Consider the following 26,973-nt stretch of genomic DNA (forward strand, 5'->3'; position numbering starts at 1 on the left):
GCGGGTCCTCCTCGTACGGGCGGGTCATTGTTCCTCGGTCCCCGCCGCGACCCTGCTCGGGCTCCACTGGGCGACAGGCGAAGCGGTGACCGAGGCCATCGGAGCGTGCGCGTTGCCGAGCACCCACGTGTCCTTGGAGCCGCCGCCCCGGCTGGAGTTGACCACCAGTTCGCCCTCCGGCAGCGCGACGCGGGTCAGGCCGCCGGGCAGCAGCCACACGTCGTCGCCGTCGTTGACCGCGAAGGGCCGCAGGTCGATATGGCGCGGCACCGGCCGCTCGCCGATCCAGGTGGGCGAGGTGGACAGCATCACCGGCCGCTGGGCGATCCAGCCTCGCGGATGGTCCCGTACGGCCTGCCGTACGGAGGCGAGCTGGCCCGCGGTGGCCACCGGACCGATCACGATCCCCTTGCCGCCCGCCCCGTCCACCGGCTTGAGCACGAGCTCGGCCGCCGACTCCAGCGCCCAGTCCCGCACGTCGGGATTGTCGAGCCGGTAGGTTTCCACGTTACGCAGGAGGGGCTCCTCACCGAGGTAGTAGCCGATCAGCTCGGGCACGTAGGTGTAGACGAGCTTGTCGTCGGCGACCCCGTTGCCGACGCCGTTGGAGATCGTGACGTTGCCGGCGCGGGCGGCGTTGACCAGGCCGGGGCAGCCCAGCACCGAGTCGCCGCGGAAATGCAGGGGGTCGAGGTAGTCGTCGTCGATCCGCCGGTAGACCACGTGGACGGGCCGCCTGCCGTACGTGGTGATCATCGAGATGCGGTTGCCCTCGCAGATGAGGTCGCGCCCCTCGACCAGCTCCACCCCCATGAGACGGGCGAGCAGCGCATGCTCGAAGTAGGCGGCGTTGTAGACGCCGGGCGTGAGCACGACGACGGTCGGGTCGGTGACCCCGGCGGGTGCCGCTTTGCGCAACGCGGCCAGCAGCCTGGCCGGGTACTCCTCGACCGGGCGGACGAACTGCTCGGCGAACAGCGACGGGAGCGTCCGGGCCATGGCCAGGCGGTTCTCCAGCACGTAGCTGACCCCGCTGGGGGTGCGGACGTTGTCTTCGAGCACGCACAGGGCGCCCTGCTCGTCGCGGATGAGGTCGATGCCGCCGACGTGCACACGCACCCCGTTGGGCGGGCGCCAGCCGTGTGCGACCCGGTGGTAGTGGGGGCTGGAGTGCAGCAGCTGCCAGGGCATCACGCCGTCGCGGAAGACCTGGCGCGGGCCGTACACATCGTCCAGGAACGCCTCGAGCGCGCGGATCCGCTGCCGGACGCCGCGCGCCACGAGATCCCATTCGGCCGCGTCGATCACCCGCGGGATCAGGTCGAGCGGGAAAGGCCGTTCCTCGCCCGCGTAGTCGAAGGTCACGCCACGATCGGTGAACATCCTGGCCAGCTGGTCGGCTCTGGATCTCAGCTCGTCCACGCCGAGCGGTTGGAGGGCGGCGAAAAGCGCCTGATACTGCGGCCGGGGGATGCCCGACCGCTCGAACATCTCATCCCATGATTCGGATCCGAGGGAGTAAGCGTCGAATATGTCCGCCATGTCCGGAGATTAAGGACAGTATGTTTCGCGCAATCGCTTCGCGTGTTACAGGGCTGCCACCTCGGGGGCCGGGCGCGGGGCTTCGCGCTCGACCCGGCTCTCGAGGGTCGATGCCGGTTCGGCCGAGGAGCGCCCGTCCACCCCGGCGAGCGCAGCCACGCGACATCCGCCCATGATCCCCGCCGACTAGACGTGTTCATACCCCCGGAGCCCCTTGGCGCGAACCAGCACAGAGAGGATCATTGTCCACATAAACCCCCCGGCTGGTCGGATCCGCTTGCTGAGCCAGTTCGTGGGTGTTATCCACAGTGAGTAGCTCCGTGCAGATATCGAGGAAACCGACGAACCCTCTCCAGCAGATGCCGATACAGTTGAACGATCCTCACGATTTCCGGGAATTCCTTGTCATGAATGTCGACAAACTGGATGTCTCAGGATGAAGTGACGTAGAGCCGTCGATTGACGGGGCCAGATACGGCCAGTTCGCGACATTGAAGAATATCTCAGCTGCTTATGTGAAAAGATGTAGGCGGTCGCAGAGTAGCGATTTGCCGAATTGGGAGCATAAATGCCGACTGCTCGCGGTAGAGGCGACTCGACCGGAATCTCTGGCGAGGCATTGCGTCAATCCGGACCGACGGCGCTGCGGATGCTGGTCGGCGTACGCCTGCGCCGGCTGCGCGAGTCGAGCGGCACCACCCGTGCGGACGCGGCGTCCGCCATCGGCTGCCCGCCTTCCACGATCAGCCACTTGGAGAGCGGACGTACCGAGCTCCCGCTGGACGACGTGGCCGAGCTGCTCAGCCTGTACGACGTCGACGAGGCCGAACGCCAGGTCGTGCTCACCTTGGCCGCGCAGGCCGACGCCCCCGGCAGGTGGCAGGACTACCGAGACGTGATCTGCGACGAGTTCGCGGCGTTTCTCGGGCTGGAGCAGGACGCGACGGTCATCCGCACCTACGAGGTCCAGCAGGTCCCGGCCCTGCTCCAGACCAAGGACTACGCCAAGGCGCTCATAGCCCATAACCGCGAAGGCCAGGCCGAGCTGATCGAACGCTGGGTCGCCTTGCGGATGCACCGCCAGCAGCTTCTGCTGTCCCCCCAGCCACGTAAATTATGGGTGGTCATGGATGAGTCGGTGCTGCGCCGCCAAGTCGGCGACAGCGCGACGATGCGCGCCCAGCTCGAGCATCTCCAGGAGATGGTCGCCCTCCCGCACGTCACCCTCCAGATACTCTCCTTCGGTCCCGGTAAGGGCGTGGACCCCTTCACGATCCTGCGCTTCGCCGAGGCGGACCTGCCTGATGTGGTCTATCTGGAACAGACCGCCGACGCCCGGTACCTCACCAAGGACGCCGACGTCCGGCCGTACCGGCATCTGCTGAATCAGCTCAGCGTCTACGCGCAGCCCGCGACCGCGACCCCGGAGATCCTCCAGCAGGTCATCAGCACGTTGTGGTCGGCGCCTCCGCTGCCGAAATAGGCGAGCCATCCCCGGATCCGGGGATGGCTCGCCTGACGGTTGGGCCTCAGTAGCCCAGCTTCTTCAGATCGGGCTGCTCGAAGCCCGACTGCGGGACGTCGCCCCGGAACGGTCCGGTGATGACCGGCGGAACGAAGGTCTCCTTGATCGTACGGGCGTTCACCCAGCGGATCAGGTTGAAGATCGAGCCCGCCTTGTCGTTGGTCCCCGAGGCACGGGCGCCGCCGAAGGGCTGCTGGCCCACGACCGCTCCGGTCGGCTTGTCGTTGATGTAGAAGTTGCCCGCCGCGAAGCGCAGCCGCTCCGAGGCCGAGGCGATCGCGTAGCGGTCCTGGGCGATGATCGACCCGGTCAGCGCGTACGGCGAGACGCTCTCCATCTGGTCGAGCACCGCGTCGAAGTCGCCGTCCTCATACACGTGTACGCCCAGGATCGGCCCGAAGTACTCCTTGACGAAGATCTCGTCGGTGGGGTCGGCGCACTCCAGGATGGTCGGCTTCACGAAATATCCGGTGGAGTCGTCGTACGAGCCGGTGAGCAGGTCGATGTTCGAGGCGCCGCGAGCCCGGTCGATGGCCGCCTTGTGCTTGGCGAAGGCCCGGTCGTCGATGACCGCGCCCATGAACGTCGACAGGTCGGCCGCCACGTCGCCCACGGTCAGCGACTCGGCCGCGGAGACGAGGTCGTCACGCAGGCGCGACCAGATCGACCGCGGCACGTACGCCCGAGAGGCCGCCGAGCACTTCTGGCCCTGGTACTCGAACGCGCCCCTGATCAGCGCGGTCGAGAGCACGGCCGGGTCGGCCGACGGGTGGGCGAGGACGAAGTCCTTGCCGCCGGTCTCGCCGACGATGCGCGGGTAGCCGCGGTAGGTGGAGATGTTCGCGCCGATCGTGCCCCACAGGTGCTGGAAGGTCGCGGTCGAGCCGGTGAAGTGGATGCCCGCCAGCGCCGGGTGCGTGAGCGCCACCTCGGAGATCGCCTGGCCGTTGCCGGTGACCATGTTGATCACACCCGGCGGCAGACCGGCCTCCTCCAGCAGGCGCATCGTGAAGTGCGCCGCGAACTGCTGCGTGGGCGACGGCTTCCAAACGACGACATTTCCCATCAAAGCCGCCGACGTCGGCAAATTTCCGGCGATGGCGGTGAAGTTGAACGGGGTGATCGCCAGGACGAAGCCTTCGAGCGCCCGGTACTCCATCCGGTTCCACACCCCGGGCGAGGACATCGGCTGGTCGGCGTAGAGCTGCCGCGCGTAGGCCACGTTGAACCGCAGGAAGTCGATCAGCTCGCAGGCCGCGTCGATCTCCGCCTGCTGCGCCGACTTCGACTGCCCGAGCACGGTCGCGGCGTTCAGCGTCGCCCGCCACGGCCCGGCCAGCAGGTCGGCCGCCTTGAGGAAGATCGCCGCCCGCTCGTCGAACGACAGCGCCCGCCAGGCCGGAGCGGCCCGCAGCGCGCTGTCGACGGCCTCCCGCACGTCCTGGGCCGTGGCGTCGTGCGTGCGGCCGAGGACGGAGGCGGTGTTGTGCGGCTGCACCACGTCGATCGGAGCGCCGCCGCCGAGCCGCCGCGCGCCGTCGATCGTCATGGTCAGGTCGATCGAGGAGCCGGACAGCTCCTTGATCCGGTTCTCCAGCGTCGTACGCTCCGGGCTGCCCGGCGCGTAGCCGTACACCCGCTCGTTGGCGGGAACGGGCACGTTGCTGATGGCATCCATTTACTTACCCCCAAGGGCACGAAGGAAGAAGGCGACGTTGGCGGGGCGCTCGGCCAGGCGCCGCATGAAATAGCCGTACCAGTCGTCGCCATAGGGAACGTAGACGCGGACGGTGTGACCCGCTCCGGCGAGATCCTCCTGCCGGTCGGTGCGGATCCCGTACAGCATCTGGTACTCGTAGGACCCGAGCCCGCGGCCGAAGCGGTCCGCGAGCAGCTCGGTGATCGAGATGATCCGGTCGTCGTGCGTCGCCACCATGGGGTACCCCTGCCCCGCCATGAGGATCCGCAGGCATCGTACGTACGCCTTGTCGACGTCGTTCTTGCCCTGGTGGGCGACCGAGGCGGGCTCCCGGTAGGCGCCCTTGACCAGGCGCACCCGCGAACCCTCGCCGGCCAGTTCGCGGCAGTCGTCCACGCTGCGGAACAGGTAGGCCTGGATGGCCACGCCGGTCGCCGGGAAGTCGGCGCGCAGCTTGCGCAGGATCCCGAGCGTCGAGTCGACGGTGGTGTGGTCCTCCATGTCGAGCGTCACGGTCGAGCCGTTCGCGTCGGCGGCGGCGCAGATCTCGCGGGCGTGCTCCAGCGCCATCGCGTCGTCGAGCCGCTGCCCGAGGGCCGACAGCTTGACCGACACCTCGCCCCGGCGGCCGAGCTCCAGCGGGCGCAGCGCGCCGAGCAGCGTGATGTACGCCTTGGCGGTGGCCGCCGCCGCGCCGGCGTCGCGGGTCTCTTCGCCGAGATGGTCGACGGTGACCGCGAGATTGGCGTCGCGCAGCCGTTCGATGGCGGTCCGGGCCTCTTCCACGCCCTCACCGGCGACGAACCTGTCGACGACCTTGCGCGTGAGCGGGAAGCCCGACACAGAGCGGCGTACCAGCGCGCTCCGGGAGGTGGCGAGGAGCAGTTGACCCAGCATGTTCTCAGCCTAAAACCGCAGCTCATAACAGGGCCATCGACGCGCGTAACGGCGGTTGTGGCAGGCTGTCATACAAATGCACAATTCGGCAGATCTACAGGAGACCGTCGACGAGCTCGCCCGCCTGCTGGGGGCGTCCGCGACGCTGGAGGACCGCTCGTTCCGCCTGCTGGCGTACGGTGCGCAGCACGGCGACATCGACACCGTCCGCCAGGAGTCGATCCTGCGCAGGCGCGCCACGGGCGAGGTCCGCGACTACTTCGAACGCTACGGCATCGCCCGGGCGCACGGCCCGGTGAGGATCCCCGCGGACGCCGACCTCAAGGTCCTGGCCAGGGTCTGCTGGCCACTGCGCCACGGCGAGGTCACCTACGGCTACCTGTGGCTGCTCGACTCCGGCAGCCTCACCGACGAGGTGCTGCTGCGGGCGGCCCCGCTGGTAGCCAGGGCCGCCGCCGCGCTCGCCCAGGAGGCCAGGAGCCGTCAGGACCTCGGCCACGGCCTGCGCGCGCTGCTCTCGGCGGACCCGGAGGAGCGGGCCGGCGCCTCCATCGAGATGCGCGGGCCCGTCGCCGCGATCGCCGTGCGCGAGTCCGAGGAGCGCGTCGCCGCCCTCTGGACGCTGCCGCGCGGCGTCCTGGCCCGCGCCGGCTCGCCCGTCGCGCTGCTCGCCCCGGCGCACCTGGCCGCCGAGGTCGCCCAGACCCTCCAGAACGCCTACGGTACGGCGGCCGGCCTCGGCGCCCCGCGGGCGGACCCGGCGGACGCCTGGCAGAGCTGGCGCGAGGCGCGGCAGGCGCTGCGCGTCGCCGAGCACTTTCCCCGCTTCGCACCCGTCGCCCGCTGGGAGGACCTGGGCGTGCACCGGCTGCTGGCCAGGCTCGGCCAGAGCGACCTGCGCGAGCTGGCGGCCGAGACCGCGGCGCTCGACCACGAGCTGGCGCACACCGTGGAGGTCTACCTGGACCACGGCGGCCACGCCCAGAAGACGGCCGCGGAGCTGGGCATCCACCGCCAGACGCTGTACTACCGGCTGGGCAAGGCCGAGCGAGTGCTGCACCGGGACCTGTCGGACGGCGACGACCGCCTGACCGTCCATCTGGGCCTCAAGGCGGCCCGCCTCCTGCCGGTCAGAGCTGGCTGAGGGCCGACGAGTCGCCCGGCCCGGCACGCTCGGTCAGCCCCTTGGCGACCCGCTCCCGGTGGGCGGCGTCCTTGTGACCGTCGTACTTGAACTTGCCGCGGATCTCCTCGATCGCCAGCCGGACCCCCTGGATGCCGGACATCAGCCGCGGCATCCGGGCCGGATCACCGTGCCCGGGTTCGAGGTCGTCGAGCTGTTCACGCAGGATCTCCATCTTGCCCTCGGCCTCAGTGACGACCTCGGCCCGGCAGACGAGCTGGACGGAGGAGTAGTACGTGGTCGGCACGCCGAGCTCGGGTTCGATGCCGGGCTCGGCCCGCCACCGGCCGGGGATGTAGGCCCAGGGACCCGCCACCGACATGATCACCTTGGGGTTCTCGCCGATCGCCGCCCAGACGGGATTGGGCCTGGCCAGGTGGAGCACGATCGTCCGGTCGTCCACGAGCAGGAACTGCGTCGGCACCACGACGGGCACCTCACGACCGCGGCCCGCGGCTATGAGATGCCCGAACTGGTGGTCCTTCACGTACGCCAGGGACTGCTCGTCGGTGCCGGCGTCCCAAGGATGAATCAGCATAAAAGGAACTTTAAGCGCAGGCGAGCTCGTACACCCGCACGAGCTCCTGGCTGACCCGCTCCCACGAGTAGCGCGAACGGGCGCGGTCGGCGCCCGCGTAGCCGAGCGCGGTGCGCAGCGTCGGGTCCGTCAGCAGCTCGCGGGCCAGGCGCGCGGTCCGCGCGGGACGGTCCGGCGGCACCAGCAGGCCGGTGACGCCGTCGATGATCGAGTCGAGGTGCGCGCCGACGGCCGAGGCGATGACCGGTACGCCGCAGGCCATGGCCTCCAGCGCGACGACGCCCGTCGTGGCCTCGCGCGGCACCGACACCACGGCGTCGGCGCTGCGCATGAGCTTGGGCACCGCGGCCCGCTTGACCTGGCCGAGCAGGGTCACGCGGTCGGCCACGCCGAGCTGCTGCGCCAGGGCGCGCAGGCGGCGCGCCTCCCGGTCCTCGTCGAGCAGCTCCGGCTCGGGGCCGCCCGCCAGCACGAGCTCGACGTCCTGGAGGCCCTGCAGCGCGCGGATGATCGTGGGGGCGCCGCGTTCGGGAGTGAGCGGGCCGAGGTGCAGCAGGCGCTTGCGGCTGCCGCGCGTGGCCACCGGGCCCTGGCGGTGGAAGCGCTCGGTGTCCACGCCGTACGGCACGACGGCGATGTTGTGGCGCGGGACGCCGAGCCGGATCAGCGCCGACTCCTCGTCACCTGAGCCGACGATGACCGCTCTGGCGCTCCGGCCGAGCGCGAGCTCCAGCTTCAGGTGCGTGGTGTCGATCGAGTGGAAGGTCTGCGTGACCGGCACCTGCAGCCCTTTGGCGCCGCTGACGGCGGCGAGGCCGCCGGTCCAGGAGTGGGCGTGGATCACGTCCGGCGTCTCCTGGTTCCACCGCCGGCTGAGGTACTGGCCGACATCCTTGAGGTACGGCATGACGTCGGTGGAGGTGAGATCGCGGAGCGGGCCCACGTCGATGTGCTCCAGCATGACGCCCGGGGCCACCCGCGTCCTGGGCTTTCCCTCGGCACTGTCACGCCGGGAGTAGATCGTGACGTGATGATCGCGTCCCAGCTCACGTGCGACGGAGAGAATCTGGTGACGCTTGTTGCCTGTGGCGGAAGCGACGATCGCGATATTCATGGCACACCTCAGCGTTAAACCAGCCTTCAAGGTGTGCCTGCGTCTTAGGCACGTCGTTCTCTGGTCATGACCTTACCCGTAGATGGCTCATCCGCAAACCCCCGCAGATCAGACACCACGGAGAGCCAGCACCACGATCTCATCCCAAACCTGCCCACCGGAGAACGCGTGCCGGTCCGCCTCGACCGCCTTCACGATCGTCGTCGGCGCCTGACCCGCGCATCTGCCCAGCACATCGGCCAGCCGCTCCTCGCCGTACGGCTCGCCGACCTCGTTCCTGGAGGAGATCAGCCCCTCGGAGTAGAGCACCAGCGTCTCACCCACCGCGACCTTGAGCTCCTCGGCCTCGGTCTCGGCCTCCGGCGAGATGCCCAGCGGCACGCCGCCACCCGCGGCGAACCGGACGCTCCCGTCGGGCAGCAGCAGCGCGGCCGGATGGTGCCCCGCCGACGACAGGCGGATCCTGCGGCCCCGCACGAACCCGGCCACGACCATCACGAACATGCCGGTGCCCTGCGACACCAGAGCCTCGTTCACCTTGCGCAGCACCACGTCGGGATCGGACTCCCAGACGCTGAGCACCCGCACCCCGCCCCTGACCATCGCGCTGACCGACGCCGCCTCCTCGCCCTTGCCCGCGGCGCCGCCGAGCGCGAACGCCCAGCCGTCCGCGACGGGGAAGACGTCGTAGAACTCGGCGCCGACCGACGCGCCGGGGTTGTAGATCGCGGCGGCCTCGTACCCGGGCACGTCCGGCAGATTGCGCGGCGCGACGGTCGCCGACAGCGCGTCGGCGGCCCGTGATCGGCTCTGGAAGCTGCTCTGCGCGCGCACCGCGAGCCCGAGCTGGAGTCCGACCTCCTGCATGACCCCGAGGTCGGCCAGCGTGAACGGCGGCCGGTCGTGCGCCCTGACCAGCGTCAGCACGCCGTCCTCCCGGCCGATGGGCACGCACAGCATCGAACCCGCGCCCATCGCGGTCAGCAGCGGCCCGTCGGCGCAGAAGCCCAGCAGCGTCTCGTCGTCGACCATCTCGTGCACCACGCCGGAGCCGCGTTCCAGGACCTGGGTCACCACCTGGCTCGCGGCCGGGGCGGCGGACTCGACCTGCCGCACCAGATCGCCCAGCGGGTGGTCCTTGGGCGCCACCACGGCCGCGCGGCGGGCCAGCCCGTCGCGCACCATGTCGGCGATCACCCAGTCGGCCCAGCCGGCCGCCAGCAGCCGCGTCGCCCTCGGCAGCGCCACCGGCTGGCTCAGCGCCTCCTCCTCCAGCAGCAGCGTGGTCATCGTGGCCAGCAGGTCCTGGCGCTTGGCCGCCGCCAGCAGCAGCGCGCCGTCCGACTGCTCAGGCCGCCGCGCGCCGGGCTCGGGCAGTTGCACCTCGGTCGGCAGCACCACGGCCGCCACCATCTGCTGCGGCTCGCCGGGCATCGTCAGGCGGGTCAGCGCCACCTGGACCGTGTGGGTCCTGCCCTGGTGCGCCAGCCGTGACTCGAACGCCGCCGGCTGCCCGGTCTGCAGCACCGATGTCAGGTGCGAGCGGAACGCCGCCCGCCGCGACACGTCCACCAGCAGCGGGAACGACCGGCCCACCAGGTAGCCGTCAGGACTGCCCAGCATCTGCGAGGTCTCGGGGTTGATCCGCCTGACGACGCCGCCGCCGTCGAGCACGATCACCGGCACGGGGAAGGCCCGGTAGACCTGGCGCAGCAGCTTCAGCTCCCGCTGGGTCCCGTCCTTCTTGCCGCCTTGCCGTTTGGAGGCGTTCTTGAGTGCTTCGCGCGCCTCGGCGAGCAACTCGGCGGCGGTGTCGAGCTCCGCGAGCGCGGCGTCTAGAGTCGGCGCCAGGTCGGAGGGGTAGGCCGCCCGCGCCTCGCGCAGGGAGGAAACACGTCCGGACAGAGCGTCCAGGGCATGTTCGAGGCCGGGCATGGTCATCCTCTGACGCTACGCCACGCTGGATAATGCTAGCCATAAGGGGTAGGGCTTGCTTGCTATGAAATCAACAGCGATGATCACCCCCGGACTTGCCCGTAACCTGGCGACTCTCGGGCGGTTGGGCGAAGACAATTCAACGGAAAGTGTGCTGCGCGGCCTGACGACCGCGCTCGCCGACGGAGTGCCCGGTTGCTCGGGCGGCTCCGCCGAGCACTGGCGTGACCAGCGGGTGCTGGTGTCGGGCTCGCACAGCGAGCTGATCATGCTGGTCGAAGGCGAGCGCGGCATCGGCGAGGGCCCGTCGACCGAGGCCCGGCTGACCGGCGGCCGGGTGGTCGTGACGGACGTGCTGAGCGACACGCGCTGGCCGCGCTACGCCCCGCTCGCCGCCCGCTGGGGCGTGCGCTCGGTGCTGGCCGTGCCGATCCGGCTCGACCCCGTCCTGCTGGTCATCGGCCTGTATTCGGTACGGCCGTCCGCCTTCTCCCCGCAGGCCGCACAGGCGCTGGCCGACATGCTGACCGAGCAGGTGGGCGTGGCCATGGCCAACCTCTGGGACTTCGAGGAAGCGCGTACCGACGCCGCCCAGCTCCACGAGGCCCTGGCCGGACGATCGGTGATCGACCAGGCCAAGGGCATCATCATGAAGACCAGCGGCTGCTCGGCCGAGGGCGCCTTCGAGGAGCTGCGCCGGATCTCACAGCACCATCAGGTCAAGGTGGCGGATCTGGCCAGGCTCCTGGTCGAGGAGCACCAGAAGAAATCCCGCCGCAAGTGATCTCGGATCGCGCTCAGCCAATGGCGGCCAAGGCGTCGTCGAGCGTGTCGTACAGCGGCAGCCGCTGCGCGAGCCCGGTGATCCACATCACCTTCGACTTCGAATATTCCACGCCGACCAGCGCGAACCTGGCCCCCGACGCCAGGCTGGTCTGCCAATGGTGGACGATCAGTCCGAGCGCGCGCGAGTCCATGAACGTCACCCCGGACAGGTCCAGGATCAGCTCGGAGCCCGCCAGCGAGAGGTAGTCGGCGAACTGCTCGCGCGTCGTGGCGTCGAGTATGCCATCGACCTTGATCACCGTGATCTCGTCCACGGTCGACGACGTAAGGCTCAGGGCCGTCACCGCCCCTTCGCCGTTCTCCGGCATTGTCACGGGGCAACCTTACTGTCACCACGCGAAGGAGGAATACTTCCGCCTTCAGGGGGGACACTGGATCCGAAGTCCAGCAGAGGGCTTCCGTCTCGGATGTAGAGCGAGGCATGCCTCTGCCTGGGCTTTTTCTGCAGGTGGAGGCCGCCCTGCGACCCATATGAGGAGCAGCGATGGCTGTGCAGGAATACGTCCTCGAGGAGTTGACCGCCGAAGAACTGCTGGCCGAAATGGCCGGCGAAGCCACTCCCGACAGCCACAAGGAACGCCTGCGGGAACGCATCGTCGAGATGCACCGCTCGCTCGCCATGGAGATCGCCAGACGCTACCGCTACCGCGGCGAGCCCCTGGAGGATCTCCTGCAGGCCGCGTACGTCGGCCTGATGAAGGCCGTCAACGGCTTCGACCCGACCCTCGGCCACGCCTTCAGGGGCTACGCCGTCGTCACGATGACCGGCGAGGTCAAGCGCCACTTCCGCGACCGCACCTGGGCCATCCGGGTGCCGCGCCTCTACCAGGAGCGCCGATCCGAGCTGAACCGGCTCGTCGCCGACCTCAGCCAGGACCTCGGCCGCTCCCCCACCGTGGCCGAACTGGCCGCGAAGATGAACATCAGTGAGGAGGACGTCCTGCTCACGCTCGACGCCTCCGCCGCCTACAGCACGCTGTCGCTCGACGCGCCGCTCGGGACCGACGACGACGCCGCCTCGCTCGGCGACGTCATCCCGGAGGACGACGACACGCTGAGCAAGATGGTCGATCGGGAGGCGGTCAAGCCGCTGATCAACGCTCTCCCGTCGCGCGAGAAGCACATCCTGCTCCTTCGTTTCTTTGGGAACATGACTCAAGCCGAAATAGCGGCAGAGTTCGGCATCTCTCAGATGCATGTATCGCGAATCCTCCGTAAAGTGCTGGACCAGCTACGTAGTGAGCTAGTCGGCTGATAAGGCGGTTACCGGGTGAACGGGGATGTCGATCCTCAGGCGGGCTCCATCAGTCCGCCACCTGGCGCGCCGGTGAAAGAGCTGAGCTTCCGGCTGCCGGACCTGCCACGGGTCCGGCAGTTCGCCGCGTCCGAGGCCCGGGGGGTGGGCATGGCGGAGGAGGCGGTGGGCGATTTCGTCATCGCCGTCAACGAGGTGGCCACCAACGCCGTCACGCACGGCACGGTCGACGCGCAGCTCCGCACCTGGGTACACAACGGCGAGCTGGTGGTCGAGGTACACGACGAGGGCACCTGGAAGCCCGGGCCGATGCCCGGCTCCGTGGGCGGGATGGGACTCTGGGTGGCCCGCCTGCTCTCCTCCGACCTGTCACTGCGGGTCGGCGGCGAGGGCAGCACGGTCACCATGCGTTTCCCCAGCAAGACCTGAATGACATGTACGCGCGGCGCCTCGTGACCGAGTGCGCCGCGCGCCTTTCTGGTGTGCTTCGTCCGTCTGACTACCGACGGGTGCGGCCCCGCCAGCCGCCGTAACTCTTGACGCTGCCCGTACCGATGCCGGCCTGGTGCAGCGCCAGCAGCGTCAGACCGAGCAGCATGAACGTCGTGCCCGAGATCCCCGACCCGATGCTCACGTTCAGCAGGTCGAGCAGGAAACCCAGACCGAAAATGATCGCCGCGACTATCGCCAGCATGTCCCGTTACCTCGTTTCGTGGGCCGAGCCGGATTCATGCCCGGACAGGGTGAGCAGCCGCTCCAGCACGACGCGATACTCGCGCAGAGCCAGCCGTAGCTGCTCGGTGTCGCCCGCGCCCTTCCAGCGCTCGCGCAGCTCGCCGGTGCGGGCCGTCAGGCTGCTGGTCAGCTCCTCGACGACCTCGTCGACGAGCCCTTCGGCCCGCTGGACGGCGTCGCCCGGGTCGTCCACGAACGAGGTCTGCAGTTCGCGCCAGCGGGCCTGCACCTCGGCCGGGTCGTGGTCGAACAGCACGACGGACTCGGGAGGCGCCGCGTGGGCCGGCGCGCCTTCCACCGCCACGAGCTCGTGTACGTCGTCGTCCTGTTCGTCGCTGTACTCGGCGTGCGCCGGGTCCGGACTGGGGCTTGGCTCGGGGGCCGCCAGCATGTCGCCGTCCGCAGGGGCGTACGGCTCGTGGTGGCGGGCGCCGTCCTTCTCGCCGTCGTCTCTGGTGAGATCGGCCGTGGGGGTGTCGTTCGCGCGGAACTCGTCCTCCTTTGACGGGTCGTCCGTACGGAAGTCGTCCGCCGGGCCGTACCCGCTGCCGGAGGCGCGCTCGTCGAGGTGCTCGCGTGAAGGGTCGTCCTCGCGCTCGTCCTCGTCGTTGGCATGGTCCGCCCGTTGCGACGGCACCTTGAGCTCGTCGCTGCTCGTCATATCTGTCACCGTCCTCGCGTGGTCTCTTGCAGGAGTTCCTCGAAGAGCGCGCGGTAGTGCACCATCGCCTGGCGGAGGTCCTCGGTGGAGGCCTCCTTCCTGGCGGCGCGCCCGCTGATCTCGTGGGCCGTCCGGTAGTGGTCCAGGGTGGCCGCGTGCCCGACCGACAGGTCGGACAGCTGCTGCTCGAATCCCTCCGTCGGGTAGCCCCGCTCGGCCATGACCGACGTGACCAGCTGGTCGGCCTCGGTCACCGCGAACCCGGGGGCGTCGACGAAGCGCTCCTGCACCTCGGTCCACCGGGTGGCGTAGCCATCCCGCGACTCTTCCGGCAGGGGCCGGATGCCCAGCTCGGAGTGGCGCTGCTCACGGGCGAGCAACTCCTGCTCCGCGTCGTGCCTGCTGTTGTGCTCCGCCATCAGGCGTTCGTACTCGGGGCCGAAACGTGCGCGGAGGCGGCTGCGGCGCTGCTGCTGCACCACCACGTAGCCGACTGCGGCAAGGGCCACCACCGCGATCACGACGACGACCACCCAGATAAAGGTGGACATGTTGTTCGCCTCCGGTCTCTATGGTCGAGACCAGCGACTGCCCTCGTACGAACGTCCGAAACGCCGGTGTCAGCGGCCTTCCAGCGCTTTCCTGGCGCTTCCGAGCACCACTGCGACGTGAGAGCCACCAGGGGCCGCCGCGACCTCCCTGAACCCGCTGACGCTGTCGTAATCGACGTCCAGCCCGGCATCGACAAGCCGCTGCGCCCACCGCAACGCGGTGTTCAACCGCTCGGCCGCCGGCGGCTTCCCCTGGGCGGCGGCGGACAGGTTCCGCAGGTTCGTCGCGGGCCCGGACTGCGCGTGCCCGCGCTCCAGCTTCCACGGCAGGGCCCGGCTGTGATCGAGCATCGGCTTGGCCAGGCCCGCGGCCCGCTTGGCCTGCAACACCCCGGACTCGCTCACCCCGAAATGCGCGGCCAACTCCTGCACGCTCATCCCCTCGGCGACGAGCCGAGCCAGCTCACCACGATCGACGGTCGGCCTGCGCCCCACGAGCCCCTCCTGCTGAGTACACGTGCGGTTCTGATGTGCGCTAAGGTTATGACGTCTCGCCCCGCAGGGGGTGATCGACACAACCGGGACGTAGCGCAGCTTGGTAGCGCACTTGACTGGGGGTCAAGGGGTCGCAGGTTCAAATCCTGTCGTCCCGACCAGGTTTTCACTGGTCGGTAAGGGTGTCACTCGAATAGGTGGCACCCTTTCGCATTGGTGAGTGACTAGCGGGCGAAGAGATCGTCATCGCCGCAGCTCCTTGCAGGAGTATGGGGCGGATCTGCTTACGGTGGACGGCTTCGGTGACGGCCGACCCCGTGCGGGCCACACCTCACACGGGCCGCAGAATGAGTTGGACGGGCCCTCGTCAACAATCTCGTGAACCAGAAGGACCGCCCCCGCTTCCGTGCGGTCGTCCGCAACCTGGATCACGTCGGAACCGGCACTCTCGTCGAGTACGTTCAGGGCCACCCCTCACAGCCTGAGACCTTGGTCTCCGCACTGCGCGGCGTCACCGCTCTGTTCATCAATCCGAGTGCCGTCGGACATGCCGTCACTGCGCTGGTGGATCTCGCTAGTGAGCACGGCGTGCGGCGCGTGGTGACACTGTCGGCGAGCGTTGAAGACGGCTACGACGGGAAGCCTCTTCGCGATATTGGCGCGTGGAACAGGCAAGCCGAAGAGGCTGTCGTCGCCAGCGGTCTGGAGTGGGTGATCCTCCAGGTCGATTTCCTCGCCACCACTACACGAGCCATATGGCGCGACGAACTCCTCGCCGGGAACGTGGTGCGCGGTTCGTTCGCCGAGTGGCGGACCGCTCCCGTCCACGAGATCAACGTCGCGGCGGTTGTCGCCCGCGCGTTGCTCACCGATGACCTGCTCGGGCAGAGAATAGTGCTGACCGGGCCGAAGTCGCTCACGCAGCCCGAGATAGTTGCCGCTATCGGTGCGGCAATGGGGCGATCACTCCGCTTTCAGGAGCTACCGCCGGAGGCAACCCGGGAAGACATGATCGTACGTGGTTTCGACGCCGGATTCGTCGATGCCCTTCTTACGGCGCAGGCCGAGAAGGTGGACCGGCCACCGGTCATCACCGGGGAGGTCGAGCGGATCCTTGGCCATCCGGCCCACACCTATGCCCGATGGGCAGTCGCGCCGCCGTACTCAACCTCCGCCGCCTGATCAACCTCCGCCGCCTGATCAACCTCGGACTCACCCACACCAACGGTACCTGGACTCTCGTCCCGATCACTGCATGGCAAGAGGGCGAGCCAGCTCTTGCCGACCCACTCACCAAGATCTTCAAGACATTTCTAGGGAGGACTTTGTCGCTATTGAAGGTCTTTGCGTGGCTGGCTCTCTAGGGTGGTGGCTCATGAAGATCACGATGTTGGCGACCCTCGTCGCCGCAGCGGCAGTCGTCTCCCTCACTCCCGGCGTGGCCAACGCCGAGCCCGGGCCGTCCGGATGTAGCAGCGGGTACGGCTACCGGCACGAGTACACCTGGGCCCACTGCACGTCTGGAGCGGGATACGTGCAGGCGATCGCCACCTGCTCCAACGGGTCGGCCACCACCAAGGTTCGCGGCCCTTGGAAATATGTGGGCGACCAGTCGGAGGCTCACTGCCCCAGCTCTCACCGCAAAGCTGTTGGGCATGCCTACAGCACCAAGAAGTACTGATTCAACGGCGCCTGGAGGGCTGACTCAGCCTGATACGCAGCCGCCATTCGTTAGATGAGCTGGATATATGCGGCGGTCAGGCGGGTTCGTTGGTGGAACCAGCGGGCGCGTGCTTGGTGACGGCGGCGCCAGGCTGACCAGTGGGCGGTGCGTTCCCGTGACGGTGTGCGGGTGGTGACGGCGTTGAACAGGCGCTCGATCTCGGCGACCGTCAGCGGGATCATGCCGGGCTCGGCGGGTGGTTGCTGGTCGGGACTGGTGGGTGGCGGGGTTTGGGGGTCGTTGTACGGGACTGCCTGAGTCTCGGGGATAACGAGCGGATCGATCGTTATCCGGGGTGGCCAGGGGTTGCTCATCGCGCCACCGCCTTCTTGGCGTGGTGTCTCATGGCATAGCCCAGGTGGACCGTGCCGTGTATCAGCGCGGATCGATGAAAGGACTTCCTGGCACGCTTACCGTCCGAGAGCACCGCCGCCGACTTCGGGTCGTGAGGTATCCATGCCAGCACCGGCAGGTCGAACGACTGTAGATGCCAGGTGCGGCACGGCAGCGGGATCGTCTCCTCGTCGCCCAAGCCCGGCGGTTCCTTGAGGCGGCGTGGAACGTCAGCGTGGGCGGCTGAGGGCGGGCCTCGGCCAGATCCGTCCATCGCTCGGCCGAGGAGTGGGGCACGACCACCCAGTCCTTTACCGCCCTGCCCTGCCCCGAGGGGTCGAAGAGAGACGCCCCGGGCAGCTCGAGCGCGGCCGTGTGCTCGGGGGTATCCCTGACCAGCCGGAACACCATCGCGCCGTCGCGCTGCAGGCTGGCGAACACCTTCCCCACCTGATCTTTGAGCGCGGGACTCCCCATCATTCTGGAGATCCGTACACCCAGGTCGGCCAGCTCGGCGCCGACCTGCTTGAAATCCTCTTCTGCGCTCATCGTCAGTCGGTCCAAACTCCATGGCGGCGTGGTCGAGCGGCTCGTCGTGGTCGGGGTTCTTTCCGCGTGACGCGACCGCCTCGGCCCCGCCTTCCGACAGCACGGCGATCAGGCTAGTCGTCTTGACGGCACTGATCAAGGTCGGATGCGGGGTGCCGACCATGCCGAGTCTCGCCGCCGGTCCTCGACCGTACGCGAAGGCATGGCTTCTCGCCGAGGCCTGCGGCGGCGAACGCCCCCGCCCACCGTGGCCGCCGGATATGGGGGCCACGGGAGCGGTTTTCGCGTCCGACCCCGCCGCGGTCTGGAACCTCATCCGCTTCGCCGGCCCGGGGGCCGTCGAACGCAACCACCTCCCGGTACGCGACTATCGCTACCCGCACCTCGAACCGTGAAAGCACTCACCAGGCGATACGCCGGAGTGCTGTGGAGTAGGCAGCCGCCGCACGGTCGATGTCGTCGTCGGTGAGAGCGGTCGACATGTTGATCAGGCCGCGCGGCGCGGTGTAGACCCCTTCCAGCAGCAGCGCCAGGTGCAGTGCGGCGAGCAGCGGGGACGCGACGGCGCGTACTCCGGCGGCGTCGGACGGCGCCTCGGCGGCGAAGTGGACGTTGAGGATGGAGCCCGCGCGGGTCACGGTCAGCGGCAGCCCCGCGTCCCGTCCGGCGGCGGTGACGGCCTCGGCGAGCCGTACGGCGTGGCCTTCGAGCGTGGAGATGGCCGGTGCGTCGAGATGGCGGAGCGTCACCGCGCCGGCGACCGCCGCGGCGAGGTGGCCGTTGAACGTTCCAGAGTGGGTGATGGATCCGGGGGTGGTGGAGGCGGCGAGCAGCATGACGTCCGCACGGCCGCCTACGGCGCCGATCGGCATCCCGCCGCCGATGATCTTCCCCAGGAGCGTGAGGTCGGGCGACAGCCCCTGCCTGCCCTGTTCGCCCGCGACGCCGTTGCGGAGCGCCTGGATCTCGTCCAGGACGAACAGCGCCCCGCGGGATCGGGCCAGGTCCTGGACCCCGGCGAGGAAACCGGGCGCCGCGGGGACGACTCCGCCCGCGCCCAGGAACGGCTCGGCGAAGACGGCGGCGACGTCGTCGGTCAGCGCCTCGCCGACGGCGTGGAGATCGTTGTAGGGCACGGCGACCACGTCGGGCTCGCCCGGCAGCAGTGGTGGCATGCTGCCGTGGTAGGCCCCGTCGAACATCAGCAGCGCCTTCCGCCCGGTGGCCCGGCGGGCCAGGCGGGAGGCGAGAATGGACGCCTCGGTGCCGGAGTTGGTGAACCGGACGCGTTCGACCGACGGCACCCGGTCCACCAGGAGCTCGGCCAGCTCGATCTGCCGCTGGTGCGCGCTGGCGAAGGCCAGGCCGCCGGCGAGGATCGCGGTGACGGCCTCGGTGACCGGCGGGAACGCGTTGCCGTGAACCAGCGAAGTGTAGTTGTTGACCAGGTCGAGGTAGGTGTGACCGTCGACGTCGCGCAGGCGGGCGCCGTGCCCCTCGGCCACGATCACCGGATGGGGCGGATAGGTGGTGATCGACCGGGTCTCCCCGCCGGGCAGCACCCGGGCGGCGCGTTCGTGGGCCGCGGCCGATCGGGGCGTCCGGGCGCGGTACTCGGCGACCAGATCGGCCAGGCGGTCGGCTCCAACGGTGGTCATGATCTTCCTTCTTCCAAGCCGTGCCAAAGCGTCAGCGGCAAACGAGCCGGGCGGGGTTCGCCCGGGTGATGTGGTCGTACTCCCCCGGGTCCAGGCCGGCCCGGAGCAGCTGTTCCCGGAAGCCGCCGGGAACGAACACGTAACCGCCGCCCCCGTACGCGCGGAGCTGGGAGACCAGGCAGACGTCGTGAGACAGCAGCACCCGGTCGATGTGGCCGGCCCGCACCAGGCCCATCACCATGCGGACCCGGCGCTCGGCCTCTACCGCGCTGTCGGTGTTGATGGTGTCGACACCGACGTAGGCCCCCCGCGCGGCGATCTGCCCGGCGTAGCCGGGGGTGAGCACCAGGTCGCAGTGCCCGATGGCGATCCGCTCCGGGTCCGCGCCCGCGGAGACCAGCAGGTCGAGCTGGGGCAGGCCGACCGGCCATCGCGCCGCGTGCGTGTAGATCGCGGCGCCGGTCTGTCGCTGGGCTCGGGCGGCGGCGCGGAGGGAACGTTCCTCCGCCGCGGAGATGTACCACTTGTCCGCCCCGACCTCACCGATCAGACCGGCGCGGACGTCGGTGCCCGGGAACCCCTCAGTGAGATCGCGTACGATCTCCTCCGCTATCTGCTCGACGCTGTGCCGGTCGATCCACTCCAGGTCGAGGTACGGGTCACGATAGTGGCCGGTGCCCAGGACGACCTGTACGCCGGTGGCCTCGGCGACCCGGCGCACCGCCTCGACGTTCGCCGGATCGCGGGTGGCTCCCGGCGGGTACGGTCGCGCCCCGGCGTCCATCGCCGCCCCATGAGTGAGCTCGGCGCTGGTGAGGTCGAACACCGTGGCGCCGCCGAGGTCGCGGAAGGCCCGGACCTCCGCGGCGACGAGGTCTTCGTCGATCAGCAGGCCGTCGGCACGGCGCTCCCGCATCAGGTTGATGAACAGGTGCTCGTGCGGCAGGACGAACCCCAGGTCTTTCTGGTCGATCCGGCCGAGAACAGTCGTCACTGATGACATTCGGCTCCTAACGGTTTTGCCGGGTAAGGGAGAGCAGGCGGGCGGGTGTGGTCCGGGTGAGCCGCCGGATGTCGTCCGGGTCGAGGCCACGTGCCAGCATCAGTGGCAGGACCCGCCGCAGGATGTGGGTGTATCCCTCACCGCCGTGACGTCTCAGCTGGGTTCTGCGGCAGACGTCCTGGGCGATGACGACGCGGTCGCCGTACCCCGAGGCGATCAGCTCCCTGATATGGCGGACGCGGGTGCCGTCGTTGGGCATGTCGAAGCCGGGATCCTGCGGGTAGTAGGCGGATTCGGTGCCGAACAGGTCGAATTCCAGCACACAGCCGGTGTCCGCGAGTTCACGCATGTCGTCCTGCTCGGTCAGCGTCCGGTCGATGTGCGACATGACGGTCCGGGCTGGATCGCCGCCGGCCTCGACGACGACATTGAGGTGTTCCTTGGGGGCGTCCGCGTGGCGGCCGGGGTGGATCAGCAGGGCGGCTCCGGTCTCGGACTGCGCGACGGCGGCGGCCTTCAGCACCTTGACCTCGTCGGGGTGGGGCGGCCAGGACAGCCCGATCTCGCCGATGACGCCCGCGCGCACCCCGGTCCCGTCCACGCCGTCGAGGATGTCGCCGACGATCTCCTTGGCGATGTCCTCCTCGGTCATGGTCGCGACCGTCGGCGGATGGAAGGCCGCCGTGTAGTAGCCGCTGCCCATGACGATGTGGACACCGGTCCTCTCGGCGATCTCGCGCAACCCTGAGGGGTCGCGGCCGAGCCCTCTGGAGGTGGCCTCCACGATCGTCCCGCCACCGGCCGTGCGGAATTCGGTGAGCTCGGCGGCCGCGGTCCGCACGTCATCAAGGCGCATGTCCAGCCGGTTACGGCGATCTACCCGTGTCTCGTACAGATTCTCCAGCGTGATCTCATCGTCGTGCGCCTCGCCTTCGCCGAGATAGCGGGTGAGGTCGCACAGGAGGTGTTCGTGGGTCTGAACGTGCCCGAGCCGATCCGCGGAGACCGGCCCGAGCACGGTCGAAACGACGCCGCTCTCGCCCACTAGGCGTCCGCGGGGTGATCGGCGAGGCTGACCTTGTTGGTCTCGTGCGCGAGGTAGGCGGCCACGGCGGTGATCAGACAGGACCCGGCCATGAAGACCGAGACGTAGATGGTGTGCGGCGCACCGCCACCCGCCGCGAGGAGGCTGGTGGCGATCAGGGGGGCGAGTCCGCCGCCGAGCACCGAGGCGAGCTGGTAACCGAGCGAGGCGCCGGTGTAGCGGGTCTTCGTGCCGAACAGTTCGGCCATGAAGGCGCCCATCGGCCCGTACATCACCGCGTGCACGGCCAGCGCGAGAACGTACCCGAGCACGAGCAGCGGCACGGACCCGGTGTTGATCAGCTGGAACAGCAGGAACGAGGTGAGCGCCAGGAGGATCGCGCCGGTGATGTAGATGGGACGCCGGCCGTACCGGTCGGACAGCGCGGCGAACAGCGGGAGGCACAGCATCGAGCCCACGGACGCGATCATCAGCGCGTTCAGTGTTGTGGAGCGCTGGTAGCCGGCCCCGGTCGCGTACGCGATCACGAAGGTGATGAGCACCGAGTTGGCGGCGAACGGACCGAATCCGATGAGGGCCGCCAGCACGACCACGCGCGGACGGGTCCGCAGCACCTCGACAATGGGCGGCCGGGCGGGCCGGTCACTGTCGGCGCGGCGTGCCTGCTCGAAGACAGGGCTCTCCGCCACGCCGAGTCTGATCCACAGCCCCACCGCGATGAGGATCACCGTGGCGGCGAAGGGGATCCGCCAGCCCCACGACAGGAACTGGTCCTCGGGCAGTCCTGAGACGAGGGAGAACACCCAGGTCGACAGCAGCAGGCCCGAAGGGGCGCCCATCTGCGCGACGCTGCTCCACAGGCCGCGGCGGTTTCCCTTCGCGTGTTCCAGCGTCATGAGCACCGCACCGCCCCACTCGCCGCCGACCGCGACTCCTTGCAGCAGCCGCAGCACGATGAGGAGGATGGGGGCCCAGACGCCGATCTGATCGTAGGTCGGCAGTACCGCGATGAGCAGGGTGGCCGCGCCCATCAGCAGGATGCTCGTCACCAGCATCCGCTTGCGCCCGAGGCGGTCGCCGAAGTGGCCGAACAGGATGCCGCCGAGCGGCCGCGCGGCGTACCCCACGGCGAGTGTGCCGAACGAGGCGATGAGGCCGACGCCCGGATCGACCGCGGGAAAGAAGATCTTGCTGAAGACCAGGGCCGACGCGGTGCCGTACAGCAGGAAATCGTACCACTCCACCACGCTGCCCACATAGCTGGAGATGAGGACGCGGCGCTTGACCGCCTTTTCTGTTTGAAGGACATCGCTACGGTTCGAGTCGGGGTTGTCGGTGGTCATGAATGCCTCCAAGGGGTCTGGGTCGCCAGGGCGTTGAATGCGTCCAGCGAGGTCGGGTCGGCCAGGGTGTCGCGGCTCGCCACCTCGGACAGTGCGGCGCCCAGCAGGATCTTCTTCACCGGCAGTTCGAGTTTCTTGCCGGTACGGTTCCTCGGGATGACCGGCACGGTGGTGATCCCGTCGGGCACGTGGCGCGGGGAGAGGGCCTCTCGCAGCGCGATGGTGATCCGCCGGCGCAGGGCATCGTCCAGCTCGACGCCGTCACGTAGGGCGACGAACAGGAGCAGTTGGCCGGGGCCGCCGGTGCTGTCCTCCAGGTGCACGACCAGGCTGTCGTCTATTTCGGGCAGTTCTTCGACGACGCGGTAGAACTCCGCGGTGCCCAGGCGCACCCCGCCCCGGTTGAGGGTCGCGTCCGAGCGTCCGGCCACCGTGCAGCTGCCCGTCGCCGCGGTGAAGCGCACCCAGTCGCCGTGCCGCCACACGCCCGGGTAGGTGTCGAAGTAGGCGTCCCGGTAGCGGGAGCCGTCGGTATCGCCCCAGAAGCCGATCGGCATCGAGGGCATGGGCTGGGTGATGACCAACTCGCCGAGCACGTCGGTCACCTCGTTGCCCGGCTCGTCGTAGGTGGTGGCGGCGACGCCCAGGCAGGGGCCGGAGATCTCGCCGGCCCAGACCGGCTGCAGTGGGCTGCCCTGCAAGATTGCGGTGCACACTTCGGTGCCGCCGCTGCCCACGTTGAGCAGCACACCGGGGCCGAACTGCTCGTGCACCCAGCGGAATCCCTCGGAGGGCAGCGGGCTTCCCGCGGCTCCGATCTGCCGGAGCCGGGACAGATCGTGGTCCTTGGCCGGGGTGAGGCCTTCTTTGCGGCAGGCCATCAGGAATCCGGGGTTGGCGCCCATGAAGGTGGCGCCGGCCTCCTCGGCCAGTCGCCACTGCCAGTCCAGGCCGGGGTGGAGCGGGTTGCCGTCGATCATCACGATCGAGGCGCCCACGAGCAGCCCGGAGACCAGTGCGTTCCACATCATCCATGCGGTGGTGGTGAACCACAGCATGCGGTCACCGGGGCCCAGGTCCCAGCTGAGGGAGTGGTTCTTCAGGTGTTCCAGCAGGATTCCGCCGTGGCCGTGGCTGATCGGTTTGGGTCTGCCCGTGGTGCCGGAGGAGAACAGCACGTACAGCGGGTGGGCGAACGGGACGGCGTCGAAGCCGGGTTCGGCGGGTCCGGCGAGCAGGTCCGCCCAGGCGACCGTGCCGGCGAGTTCCCCCGGCCCGTACGGTACGTGGACGGTGTGACGGAGGGTCGGCAGTCCGGTGCGGATCGCCGCGACTTCGTCGCGCCGGTCGATGTCCTTCGTGCCGTAGCGGTACCCGGTTACGGCGAGCAGGACGGTGGGCTCGATCTGGGAGAACCGGTCGATGACGCCACGGGCGCCGAACTCCGGTGCGCAGCTCGACCAGATCGCCCCCAGGCTCGCGGTCGCCAGGAACGCCACGAGCGTTTCCGGGATGTTCGGCAGGTAGGCCACGACCCGGTCACCTCGGCCGACACCGAGGCCGCGCAGGCCGGCCTGGGCGCGGGCGACCTGGTCGGCCAGGTGCTCCCAGGACAGCTCCAGTGGTCCGCGGGTCTGCGAATGCGCCAGCACGGCGATGTCGCCGGGCGCGGCTCCCGTCGGCCGCAGGACGTGTTCGGCGTAGTTGAGGGTCGCGCCGGGGAACCACTCGGCTCCGGGCATCTCCCGCCGGCCGAGCACCCGGTCGTAGGGGGTGTGCGCGCGGACGTCGAAGTAGTCCCAGATCGACGACCAGAAGCCTTCGAGGTCCTCGACTGACCAGCGGTGCAGGTCGTGGTAGCCGGTGAAAGCGAGATCCCGGGTGCGCTCCAGCCAGGTGAGATAGTCGCCGATCGCCGTGGCTCGGCGCGCGTCAGGAGCCGGTTCGCGCAGCATCTCCGGCTCGTTCATGTGATCGCCTCCTTGGTATGGCGGTGTCCCGGGCGCGCACGGTGGTGTCGTCATGTGAGGGGGCTTTTCAGCGTGGTCAGGGCGCCGTCGAGGAGTTCGAGCAGCAGGTCGGTCTCCTCGGCGGTGATGGTCAGCGGAGGGGCGACCAGGACGGCGTCGTTGATCCCGCCGGTCGCCGGGTAGAGGAGCAGCCCGTGGTCGCGGGCCGCGAGGACGATCGCGCGGGTGAGGGAGCCGACGGGCTCGCCGGGGCTTCGGGTCGCGCGGTCGCTGACCAGTTCCAGCCCTTGGAGCAGGCCGAGGCCGCGAACCTCGCCGATGACCTCGTGCCGCCCGGCCAGGTTCTCCAGACCCGCGCGCAGTTGCTTGCCGCGCGTTGCGGCGTTCGCCACCAGATCCCGGGACTCGATGGCCTCCAGGACGGCGAGCCCGACGGCGCTGCCGAGCGGGTTGCCGCCGTAGGTGTGCCCGTTGGTGACCGACGCGGTCCCGGCGGCGATGGTGTCGATGACGTGCTCGCTGACCAGCACCGCCGACACGGGCGCGTAACCGGCGCCCATCCCCTTGCCCAGGACCACCAGGTCGGGTCGTACGCCCCAGTGCTGCGCGGCCAGGATGGTTCCGGTACGGCCCAAGCCGGTCATGATCTCGTCGGCGATCAGCGGCAGCCCGCGCTCGCGGCACAGGCCGGCCAGCGCGGGAAGGTAGCCGTCGGGCGGTGTGATGGCACCGCCGGCCGCGCCACCGACGGGCTCCACCACCACGCCGGCCGCGGCGGGGCCGTGGGAGTCCAGCACGCGAGCCGCCCCCTGGGTGAGGAACGCGGTGAACGCCGCGTCGTCGCGGCCCTGGGCGAACCGGTAGGCGTAGGGCGGCGTGAGCTCGTTGAACCCGTGGAGCAGTGCTTCGGCGACCCACCGGCGCTGCGGATGGCCGGACAGCGACAGCCCGCCGAGGGTGGCGCCGTGGTAGCTCACCGCATGGGAGACGAACCTTGCCCGCTCGGGCTCGCCCCGCTCCCGCCAGTACTGCAGGGTCAGCCGCAGCGCGGTCTCGACCGCCTCGGACCCGCTGTTGCACAGAAAAACATAGGGATAGCCGGTCATGGCGCCCAGCCGCTCCGCCAGTTGCTCGGCCTGCGCGTTGTGGAACGTCCCGCGGTGCGCGAAGGTGATCCGTTCCGCCTGCTCGCGCATGGCCCGCAAGACCTCAGGATCGGAATGGCCCAGGCTCGCGGTCACCGCGCCGGAGCATCCGTCGAGGTAGCGGCGGCCGTCGGTGTCGTACACGAAGACCCCACGACCGTGGCTGACGAAGGGCAGCTCCTCGCCGAAGAAGAACTTGATCAGGCGGCTGCCGTCGGGCTGCATCGCGGTGCGTTGCGGGGGCGGCGGGTGGTTCATGGGTGGTGGCTCCTGGAGTCCGAGCACATGCGGGCATTCCTGGATGAAAGATCACAAACAGGACTCTCATCGCTTGTACGAGGTACAGGATGTCTTGTACAACGGACAAGAGCAAGAGGCGTGCGTGAACTTCGCCTTTCCCCCCTCGATGCTCAGCGGGGGCAGCCGCCCTTCGGCCGCCTCAGGAGATCTTGGAACGCAGTCCTCTGACCAGCAGCTCCAAAGCCATGGTGAAGCTGCCATCCATGGGCTTGTCCCGCCCGGAGTCCCATCTGGTCAGGAAGGCGTTGTTCTCCAGCAGTGGCAGGTTGCGCGTCAACGCCGGGAACACGTTGGGGTTGACCGCCCGCAGTTCCGCCGCGAAGCCCTTCTGCCAGCCGTCCTTGGCATCGGCGGGTCCTGCGGAAAGTTCCAGGGTGATCCATCCGAGCACGAACCCGATCACCGCGTTGTAGACGTGGACGAGCTCCTCCCCGGCGAATCCGGCCCGCTCCAGAACGCCTACCACGCGCTCCACGAAGGGAACCGCCGTCGTGGTCACCACCAACTGGGAGCCGATGATGGGAGCGAGGTTCGGATGCCGGTGCATCGCCTCTCGGCACAGCCGGGCCATCGCCATCAGCCAATCGTCCCAAGCCGTGCCCTGCTCGGACGGCAGGACGATCTCCTCCAGCACCCGTGCCGAGACCGCTGCCACCAATTGCGCCTTCGTGCCGGTGTGCCAGTACAACGCCGTGGGGTAGACCCCCATCTCCTTGGCGAGCGCGCGCATGGTCAGCGCTTCCAGTCCGTGCTCGTCCACGTAGCGCAGAGCAGCGTCCACCACCTCCTCACGCGACAACGGCGCGCGAGCCTCCCGCCGAGCACGGCTCTGCGGACCACTGCCCTCGCTCATCCAGTTTCCTTCCGTAGACGACCAGTCAAGACGAACCAAACGTTAGCCCGTGTCGACGTTTTGACGATCGAGCTC

General features: G+C 69.2%; 28 protein-coding genes, 1 tRNA gene and 1 pseudogene. 9 read left to right on the plus strand and 21 right to left on the minus strand.

The features are described from left to right. Positions 1–24 precede the first annotated feature (24 nt). Together ACGFNP_RS07740 and ACGFNP_RS07745 are read right to left on the minus strand one after the other, a co-directional pair. Positions 25–1,542: a circularly permuted type 2 ATP-grasp protein gene (locus ACGFNP_RS07740; protein ID WP_358318790.1), complete on the minus strand. Its 1,518-nt coding sequence runs from the start codon at positions 1,540–1,542 to the stop codon at positions 25–27. A gap of 196 nt (positions 1,543–1,738) precedes the next feature. Continuing rightward, positions 1,739–1,909: an SAM-dependent methyltransferase gene (locus ACGFNP_RS07745; protein WP_393316615.1), complete on the minus strand. Its 171-nt coding sequence runs from the start codon at positions 1,907–1,909 to the stop codon at positions 1,739–1,741. A gap of 252 nt (positions 1,910–2,161) precedes the next feature. On the opposite strand from ACGFNP_RS07745, the gene ACGFNP_RS07750 reads away from it, so the two are divergent. Then, positions 2,162–3,025 (plus strand): helix-turn-helix transcriptional regulator, encoded by an 864-nt coding sequence (locus tag ACGFNP_RS07750; RefSeq protein WP_358318789.1) that lies wholly within the window; start codon positions 2,162–2,164, stop codon positions 3,023–3,025. 46 nt (positions 3,026–3,071) lie between these two features. Here ACGFNP_RS07750 and pruA read toward each other — a convergent pair whose 3' ends face one another. Together pruA and ACGFNP_RS07760 are read right to left on the minus strand one after the other, a co-directional pair. Continuing rightward, entirely contained in the window at positions 3,072–4,745 is a 1,674-nt protein-coding gene (pruA, locus tag ACGFNP_RS07755) for an L-glutamate gamma-semialdehyde dehydrogenase (protein WP_393316019.1), read from the minus strand. Continuing rightward, positions 4,746–5,663: a proline dehydrogenase family protein gene (locus ACGFNP_RS07760; RefSeq protein ID WP_393316022.1), complete on the minus strand. Its 918-nt coding sequence runs from the start codon at positions 5,661–5,663 to the stop codon at positions 4,746–4,748. A gap of 76 nt (positions 5,664–5,739) precedes the next feature. On the opposite strand from ACGFNP_RS07760, the gene ACGFNP_RS07765 reads away from it, so the two are divergent. Continuing rightward, a complete protein-coding gene (locus ACGFNP_RS07765; RefSeq protein ID WP_393316025.1) occupies positions 5,740–6,807 on the plus strand; it encodes a PucR family transcriptional regulator in 1,068 nt (355 codons plus the stop codon). Here the strand turns inward: ACGFNP_RS07765 and ACGFNP_RS07770 are convergent. The 3 genes from ACGFNP_RS07770 to ACGFNP_RS07780 all read right to left on the minus strand — a co-directional run bounded on the left by ACGFNP_RS07770 (position 6,794) and on the right by ACGFNP_RS07780 (position 10,439). Further along, the gene (locus tag ACGFNP_RS07770) at positions 6,794–7,384 is read right to left on the minus strand and encodes an FMN-binding negative transcriptional regulator (RefSeq protein WP_393316028.1); all 591 of its coding nucleotides are present in this window, start codon (positions 7,382–7,384) and stop codon (positions 6,794–6,796) included. The genes ACGFNP_RS07765 and ACGFNP_RS07770 overlap by 14 nt on opposite strands. Before the next feature lie 10 nt (positions 7,385–7,394). Then, a complete protein-coding gene (locus ACGFNP_RS07775; RefSeq protein WP_358318784.1) occupies positions 7,395–8,498 on the minus strand; it encodes a glycosyltransferase in 1,104 nt (367 codons plus the stop codon). 108 nt (positions 8,499–8,606) lie between these two features. Next, entirely contained in the window at positions 8,607–10,439 is a 1,833-nt protein-coding gene (locus ACGFNP_RS07780; protein ID WP_358318783.1) for a SpoIIE family protein phosphatase, read from the minus strand. 118 nt (positions 10,440–10,557) lie between these two features. Between ACGFNP_RS07780 and ACGFNP_RS07785 the strand changes: the two genes are divergently transcribed. Next, positions 10,558–11,217, plus strand: a complete 660-nt coding sequence (locus tag ACGFNP_RS07785) for a GAF and ANTAR domain-containing protein (RefSeq protein ID WP_358318782.1) — start codon at positions 10,558–10,560, stop codon at positions 11,215–11,217. Positions 11,218–11,230: 13 nt separating this feature from the next. Here ACGFNP_RS07785 and ACGFNP_RS07790 read toward each other — a convergent pair whose 3' ends face one another. Beyond that, positions 11,231–11,587, minus strand: coding sequence for an STAS domain-containing protein (locus tag ACGFNP_RS07790; RefSeq protein WP_358319213.1), 357 nt, complete (start codon positions 11,585–11,587; stop codon positions 11,231–11,233). Between the two features lie 176 nt (positions 11,588–11,763). Between ACGFNP_RS07790 and ACGFNP_RS07795 the strand changes: the two genes are divergently transcribed. Together ACGFNP_RS07795 and ACGFNP_RS07800 are read left to right on the plus strand one after the other, a co-directional pair. Continuing rightward, positions 11,764–12,534, plus strand: coding sequence for a SigB/SigF/SigG family RNA polymerase sigma factor (locus tag ACGFNP_RS07795; RefSeq protein ID WP_358318781.1), 771 nt, complete (start codon positions 11,764–11,766; stop codon positions 12,532–12,534). A 15-nt stretch (positions 12,535–12,549) separates the two neighbouring features. After that, positions 12,550–12,963 carry an ATP-binding protein gene (locus ACGFNP_RS07800; protein WP_358318780.1) on the plus strand — a complete coding sequence of 138 codons (414 nt, stop codon included), beginning with the start codon at positions 12,550–12,552 and terminating at the stop codon, positions 12,961–12,963. A 70-nt stretch (positions 12,964–13,033) separates the two neighbouring features. Here ACGFNP_RS07800 and ACGFNP_RS07805 read toward each other — a convergent pair whose 3' ends face one another. From ACGFNP_RS07805 to ACGFNP_RS07820, 4 genes are all read right to left on the minus strand, one after another. Continuing rightward, positions 13,034–13,228, minus strand: a complete 195-nt coding sequence (locus ACGFNP_RS07805; RefSeq protein ID WP_358318779.1) for a hypothetical protein — start codon at positions 13,226–13,228, stop codon at positions 13,034–13,036. Between the two features lie 6 nt (positions 13,229–13,234). Continuing rightward, positions 13,235–13,930: a hypothetical protein gene (locus ACGFNP_RS07810; protein ID WP_358318778.1), complete on the minus strand. Its 696-nt coding sequence runs from the start codon at positions 13,928–13,930 to the stop codon at positions 13,235–13,237. A 5-nt stretch (positions 13,931–13,935) separates the two neighbouring features. Further along, a complete protein-coding gene (locus tag ACGFNP_RS07815) occupies positions 13,936–14,481 on the minus strand; it encodes a hypothetical protein (RefSeq protein ID WP_358318777.1) in 546 nt (181 codons plus the stop codon). A 69-nt stretch (positions 14,482–14,550) separates the two neighbouring features. After that, positions 14,551–14,976, minus strand: coding sequence for a hypothetical protein (locus ACGFNP_RS07820; protein WP_393316035.1), 426 nt, complete (start codon positions 14,974–14,976; stop codon positions 14,551–14,553). 84 nt (positions 14,977–15,060) lie between these two features. On the opposite strand from ACGFNP_RS07820, the gene ACGFNP_RS07825 reads away from it, so the two are divergent. The 3 genes and pseudogenes from ACGFNP_RS07825 to ACGFNP_RS07835 all read left to right on the plus strand — a co-directional run bounded on the left by ACGFNP_RS07825 (position 15,061) and on the right by ACGFNP_RS07835 (position 16,657). Beyond that, positions 15,061–15,137, plus strand: a tRNA-Pro gene (locus tag ACGFNP_RS07825). A 202-nt stretch (positions 15,138–15,339) separates the two neighbouring features. Then, positions 15,340–16,158: pseudogene (locus ACGFNP_RS07830) on the plus strand (NAD(P)H-binding protein); the annotation flags it as partial. Between the two features lie 193 nt (positions 16,159–16,351). Next, entirely contained in the window at positions 16,352–16,657 is a 306-nt protein-coding gene (locus tag ACGFNP_RS07835) for a hypothetical protein (RefSeq protein ID WP_358318775.1), read from the plus strand. A gap of 50 nt (positions 16,658–16,707) precedes the next feature. On the opposite strand, the gene ACGFNP_RS07840 is transcribed toward ACGFNP_RS07835, so the two are convergent. Both ACGFNP_RS07840 and ACGFNP_RS07845 read right to left on the minus strand, forming a co-directional pair. Continuing rightward, complete coding sequence (locus ACGFNP_RS07840; protein ID WP_358318774.1) at positions 16,708–17,013, minus strand: hypothetical protein; 306 nt, start codon at positions 17,011–17,013, stop codon at positions 16,708–16,710. After that, entirely contained in the window at positions 17,010–17,231 is a 222-nt protein-coding gene (locus ACGFNP_RS07845; RefSeq protein ID WP_358318773.1) for a hypothetical protein, read from the minus strand. The genes ACGFNP_RS07840 and ACGFNP_RS07845 overlap by 4 nt, the downstream gene beginning before the upstream one ends. 472 nt (positions 17,232–17,703) lie before the next feature. Between ACGFNP_RS07845 and ACGFNP_RS07850 the strand changes: the two genes are divergently transcribed. After that, complete coding sequence (locus ACGFNP_RS07850; RefSeq protein ID WP_358318771.1) at positions 17,704–17,976, plus strand: hypothetical protein; 273 nt, start codon at positions 17,704–17,706, stop codon at positions 17,974–17,976. Between the two features lie 6 nt (positions 17,977–17,982). Here ACGFNP_RS07850 and ACGFNP_RS07855 read toward each other — a convergent pair whose 3' ends face one another. The 7 genes from ACGFNP_RS07855 to ACGFNP_RS07885 all read right to left on the minus strand — a co-directional run bounded on the left by ACGFNP_RS07855 (position 17,983) and on the right by ACGFNP_RS07885 (position 26,898). Further along, a complete protein-coding gene (locus ACGFNP_RS07855) occupies positions 17,983–19,239 on the minus strand; it encodes an aspartate aminotransferase family protein (protein ID WP_393316040.1) in 1,257 nt (418 codons plus the stop codon). A gap of 31 nt (positions 19,240–19,270) precedes the next feature. After that, complete coding sequence (locus ACGFNP_RS07860) at positions 19,271–20,233, minus strand: phosphotriesterase (protein ID WP_393316043.1); 963 nt, start codon at positions 20,231–20,233, stop codon at positions 19,271–19,273. A 16-nt stretch (positions 20,234–20,249) separates the two neighbouring features. After that, entirely contained in the window at positions 20,250–21,287 is a 1,038-nt protein-coding gene (locus ACGFNP_RS07865) for a phosphotriesterase (protein WP_393316046.1), read from the minus strand. Next, positions 21,287–22,630, minus strand: coding sequence for an MFS transporter (locus ACGFNP_RS07870; RefSeq protein WP_393316049.1), 1,344 nt, complete (start codon positions 22,628–22,630; stop codon positions 21,287–21,289). The genes ACGFNP_RS07865 and ACGFNP_RS07870 overlap by 1 nt, the downstream gene beginning before the upstream one ends. After that, positions 22,627–24,600, minus strand: a complete 1,974-nt coding sequence (locus ACGFNP_RS07875) for an acetoacetate--CoA ligase (RefSeq protein ID WP_393316052.1) — start codon at positions 24,598–24,600, stop codon at positions 22,627–22,629. The genes ACGFNP_RS07870 and ACGFNP_RS07875 overlap by 4 nt, the downstream gene beginning before the upstream one ends. Positions 24,601–24,650: 50 nt before the next feature. Then, positions 24,651–26,003 carry an aminotransferase class III-fold pyridoxal phosphate-dependent enzyme gene (locus ACGFNP_RS07880; protein WP_393316055.1) on the minus strand — a complete coding sequence of 451 codons (1,353 nt, stop codon included), beginning with the start codon at positions 26,001–26,003 and terminating at the stop codon, positions 24,651–24,653. A gap of 181 nt (positions 26,004–26,184) precedes the next feature. After that, positions 26,185–26,898, minus strand: a complete 714-nt coding sequence (locus ACGFNP_RS07885; protein ID WP_393316058.1) for a TetR/AcrR family transcriptional regulator C-terminal domain-containing protein — start codon at positions 26,896–26,898, stop codon at positions 26,185–26,187. Positions 26,899–26,973 lie beyond the last annotated feature (75 nt).

Origin of the sequence: Nonomuraea sp. NPDC049269 (assembly GCF_043197155.1) — a bacterium.
In the GTDB taxonomy this organism is placed as follows: Bacteria; Actinomycetota; Actinomycetes; order Streptosporangiales; family Streptosporangiaceae; genus Nonomuraea.

Excerpts from the sequence above, each read along its gene's own strand:
- ACGFNP_RS07740 (WP_358318790.1), bottom strand. The coding sequence starts at position 1,542 with ATGGCGGACATATTCGACGCTTACTCCCTCGGATCCGAATCATGGGAT.
- pruA (WP_393316019.1), bottom strand. The coding sequence starts at position 4,745 with ATGGATGCCATCAGCAACGTGCCCGTTCCCGCCAACGAGCGGGTGTAC.
- ACGFNP_RS07760 (WP_393316022.1), bottom strand. The coding sequence starts at position 5,663 with ATGCTGGGTCAACTGCTCCTCGCCACCTCCCGGAGCGCGCTGGTACGC.
- ACGFNP_RS07765 (WP_393316025.1), top strand. The coding sequence starts at position 5,740 with ATGCACAATTCGGCAGATCTACAGGAGACCGTCGACGAGCTCGCCCGC.
- ACGFNP_RS07770 (WP_393316028.1), bottom strand. The coding sequence starts at position 7,384 with ATGCTGATTCATCCTTGGGACGCCGGCACCGACGAGCAGTCCCTGGCG.
- ACGFNP_RS07775 (WP_358318784.1), bottom strand. The coding sequence starts at position 8,498 with ATGAATATCGCGATCGTCGCTTCCGCCACAGGCAACAAGCGTCACCAG.
- ACGFNP_RS07780 (WP_358318783.1), bottom strand. The coding sequence starts at position 10,439 with ATGACCATGCCCGGCCTCGAACATGCCCTGGACGCTCTGTCCGGACGT.
- ACGFNP_RS07790 (WP_358319213.1), bottom strand. The coding sequence starts at position 11,587 with ATGCCGGAGAACGGCGAAGGGGCGGTGACGGCCCTGAGCCTTACGTCG.
- ACGFNP_RS07795 (WP_358318781.1), top strand. The coding sequence starts at position 11,764 with ATGGCTGTGCAGGAATACGTCCTCGAGGAGTTGACCGCCGAAGAACTG.
- ACGFNP_RS07805 (WP_358318779.1), bottom strand. The coding sequence starts at position 13,228 with ATGCTGGCGATAGTCGCGGCGATCATTTTCGGTCTGGGTTTCCTGCTC.
- ACGFNP_RS07810 (WP_358318778.1), bottom strand. The coding sequence starts at position 13,930 with ATGACGAGCAGCGACGAGCTCAAGGTGCCGTCGCAACGGGCGGACCAT.
- ACGFNP_RS07815 (WP_358318777.1), bottom strand. The coding sequence starts at position 14,481 with ATGTCCACCTTTATCTGGGTGGTCGTCGTCGTGATCGCGGTGGTGGCC.
- ACGFNP_RS07835 (WP_358318775.1), top strand. The coding sequence starts at position 16,352 with ATGAAGATCACGATGTTGGCGACCCTCGTCGCCGCAGCGGCAGTCGTC.
- ACGFNP_RS07840 (WP_358318774.1), bottom strand. The coding sequence starts at position 17,013 with ATGAGCAACCCCTGGCCACCCCGGATAACGATCGATCCGCTCGTTATC.
- ACGFNP_RS07855 (WP_393316040.1), bottom strand. The coding sequence starts at position 19,239 with ATGACCACCGTTGGAGCCGACCGCCTGGCCGATCTGGTCGCCGAGTAC.
- ACGFNP_RS07870 (WP_393316049.1), bottom strand. The coding sequence starts at position 22,630 with ATGACCACCGACAACCCCGACTCGAACCGTAGCGATGTCCTTCAAACA.
- ACGFNP_RS07875 (WP_393316052.1), bottom strand. The coding sequence starts at position 24,600 with ATGAACGAGCCGGAGATGCTGCGCGAACCGGCTCCTGACGCGCGCCGA.
- ACGFNP_RS07880 (WP_393316055.1), bottom strand. The coding sequence starts at position 26,003 with ATGAACCACCCGCCGCCCCCGCAACGCACCGCGATGCAGCCCGACGGC.
- ACGFNP_RS07885 (WP_393316058.1), bottom strand. The coding sequence starts at position 26,898 with ATGAGCGAGGGCAGTGGTCCGCAGAGCCGTGCTCGGCGGGAGGCTCGC.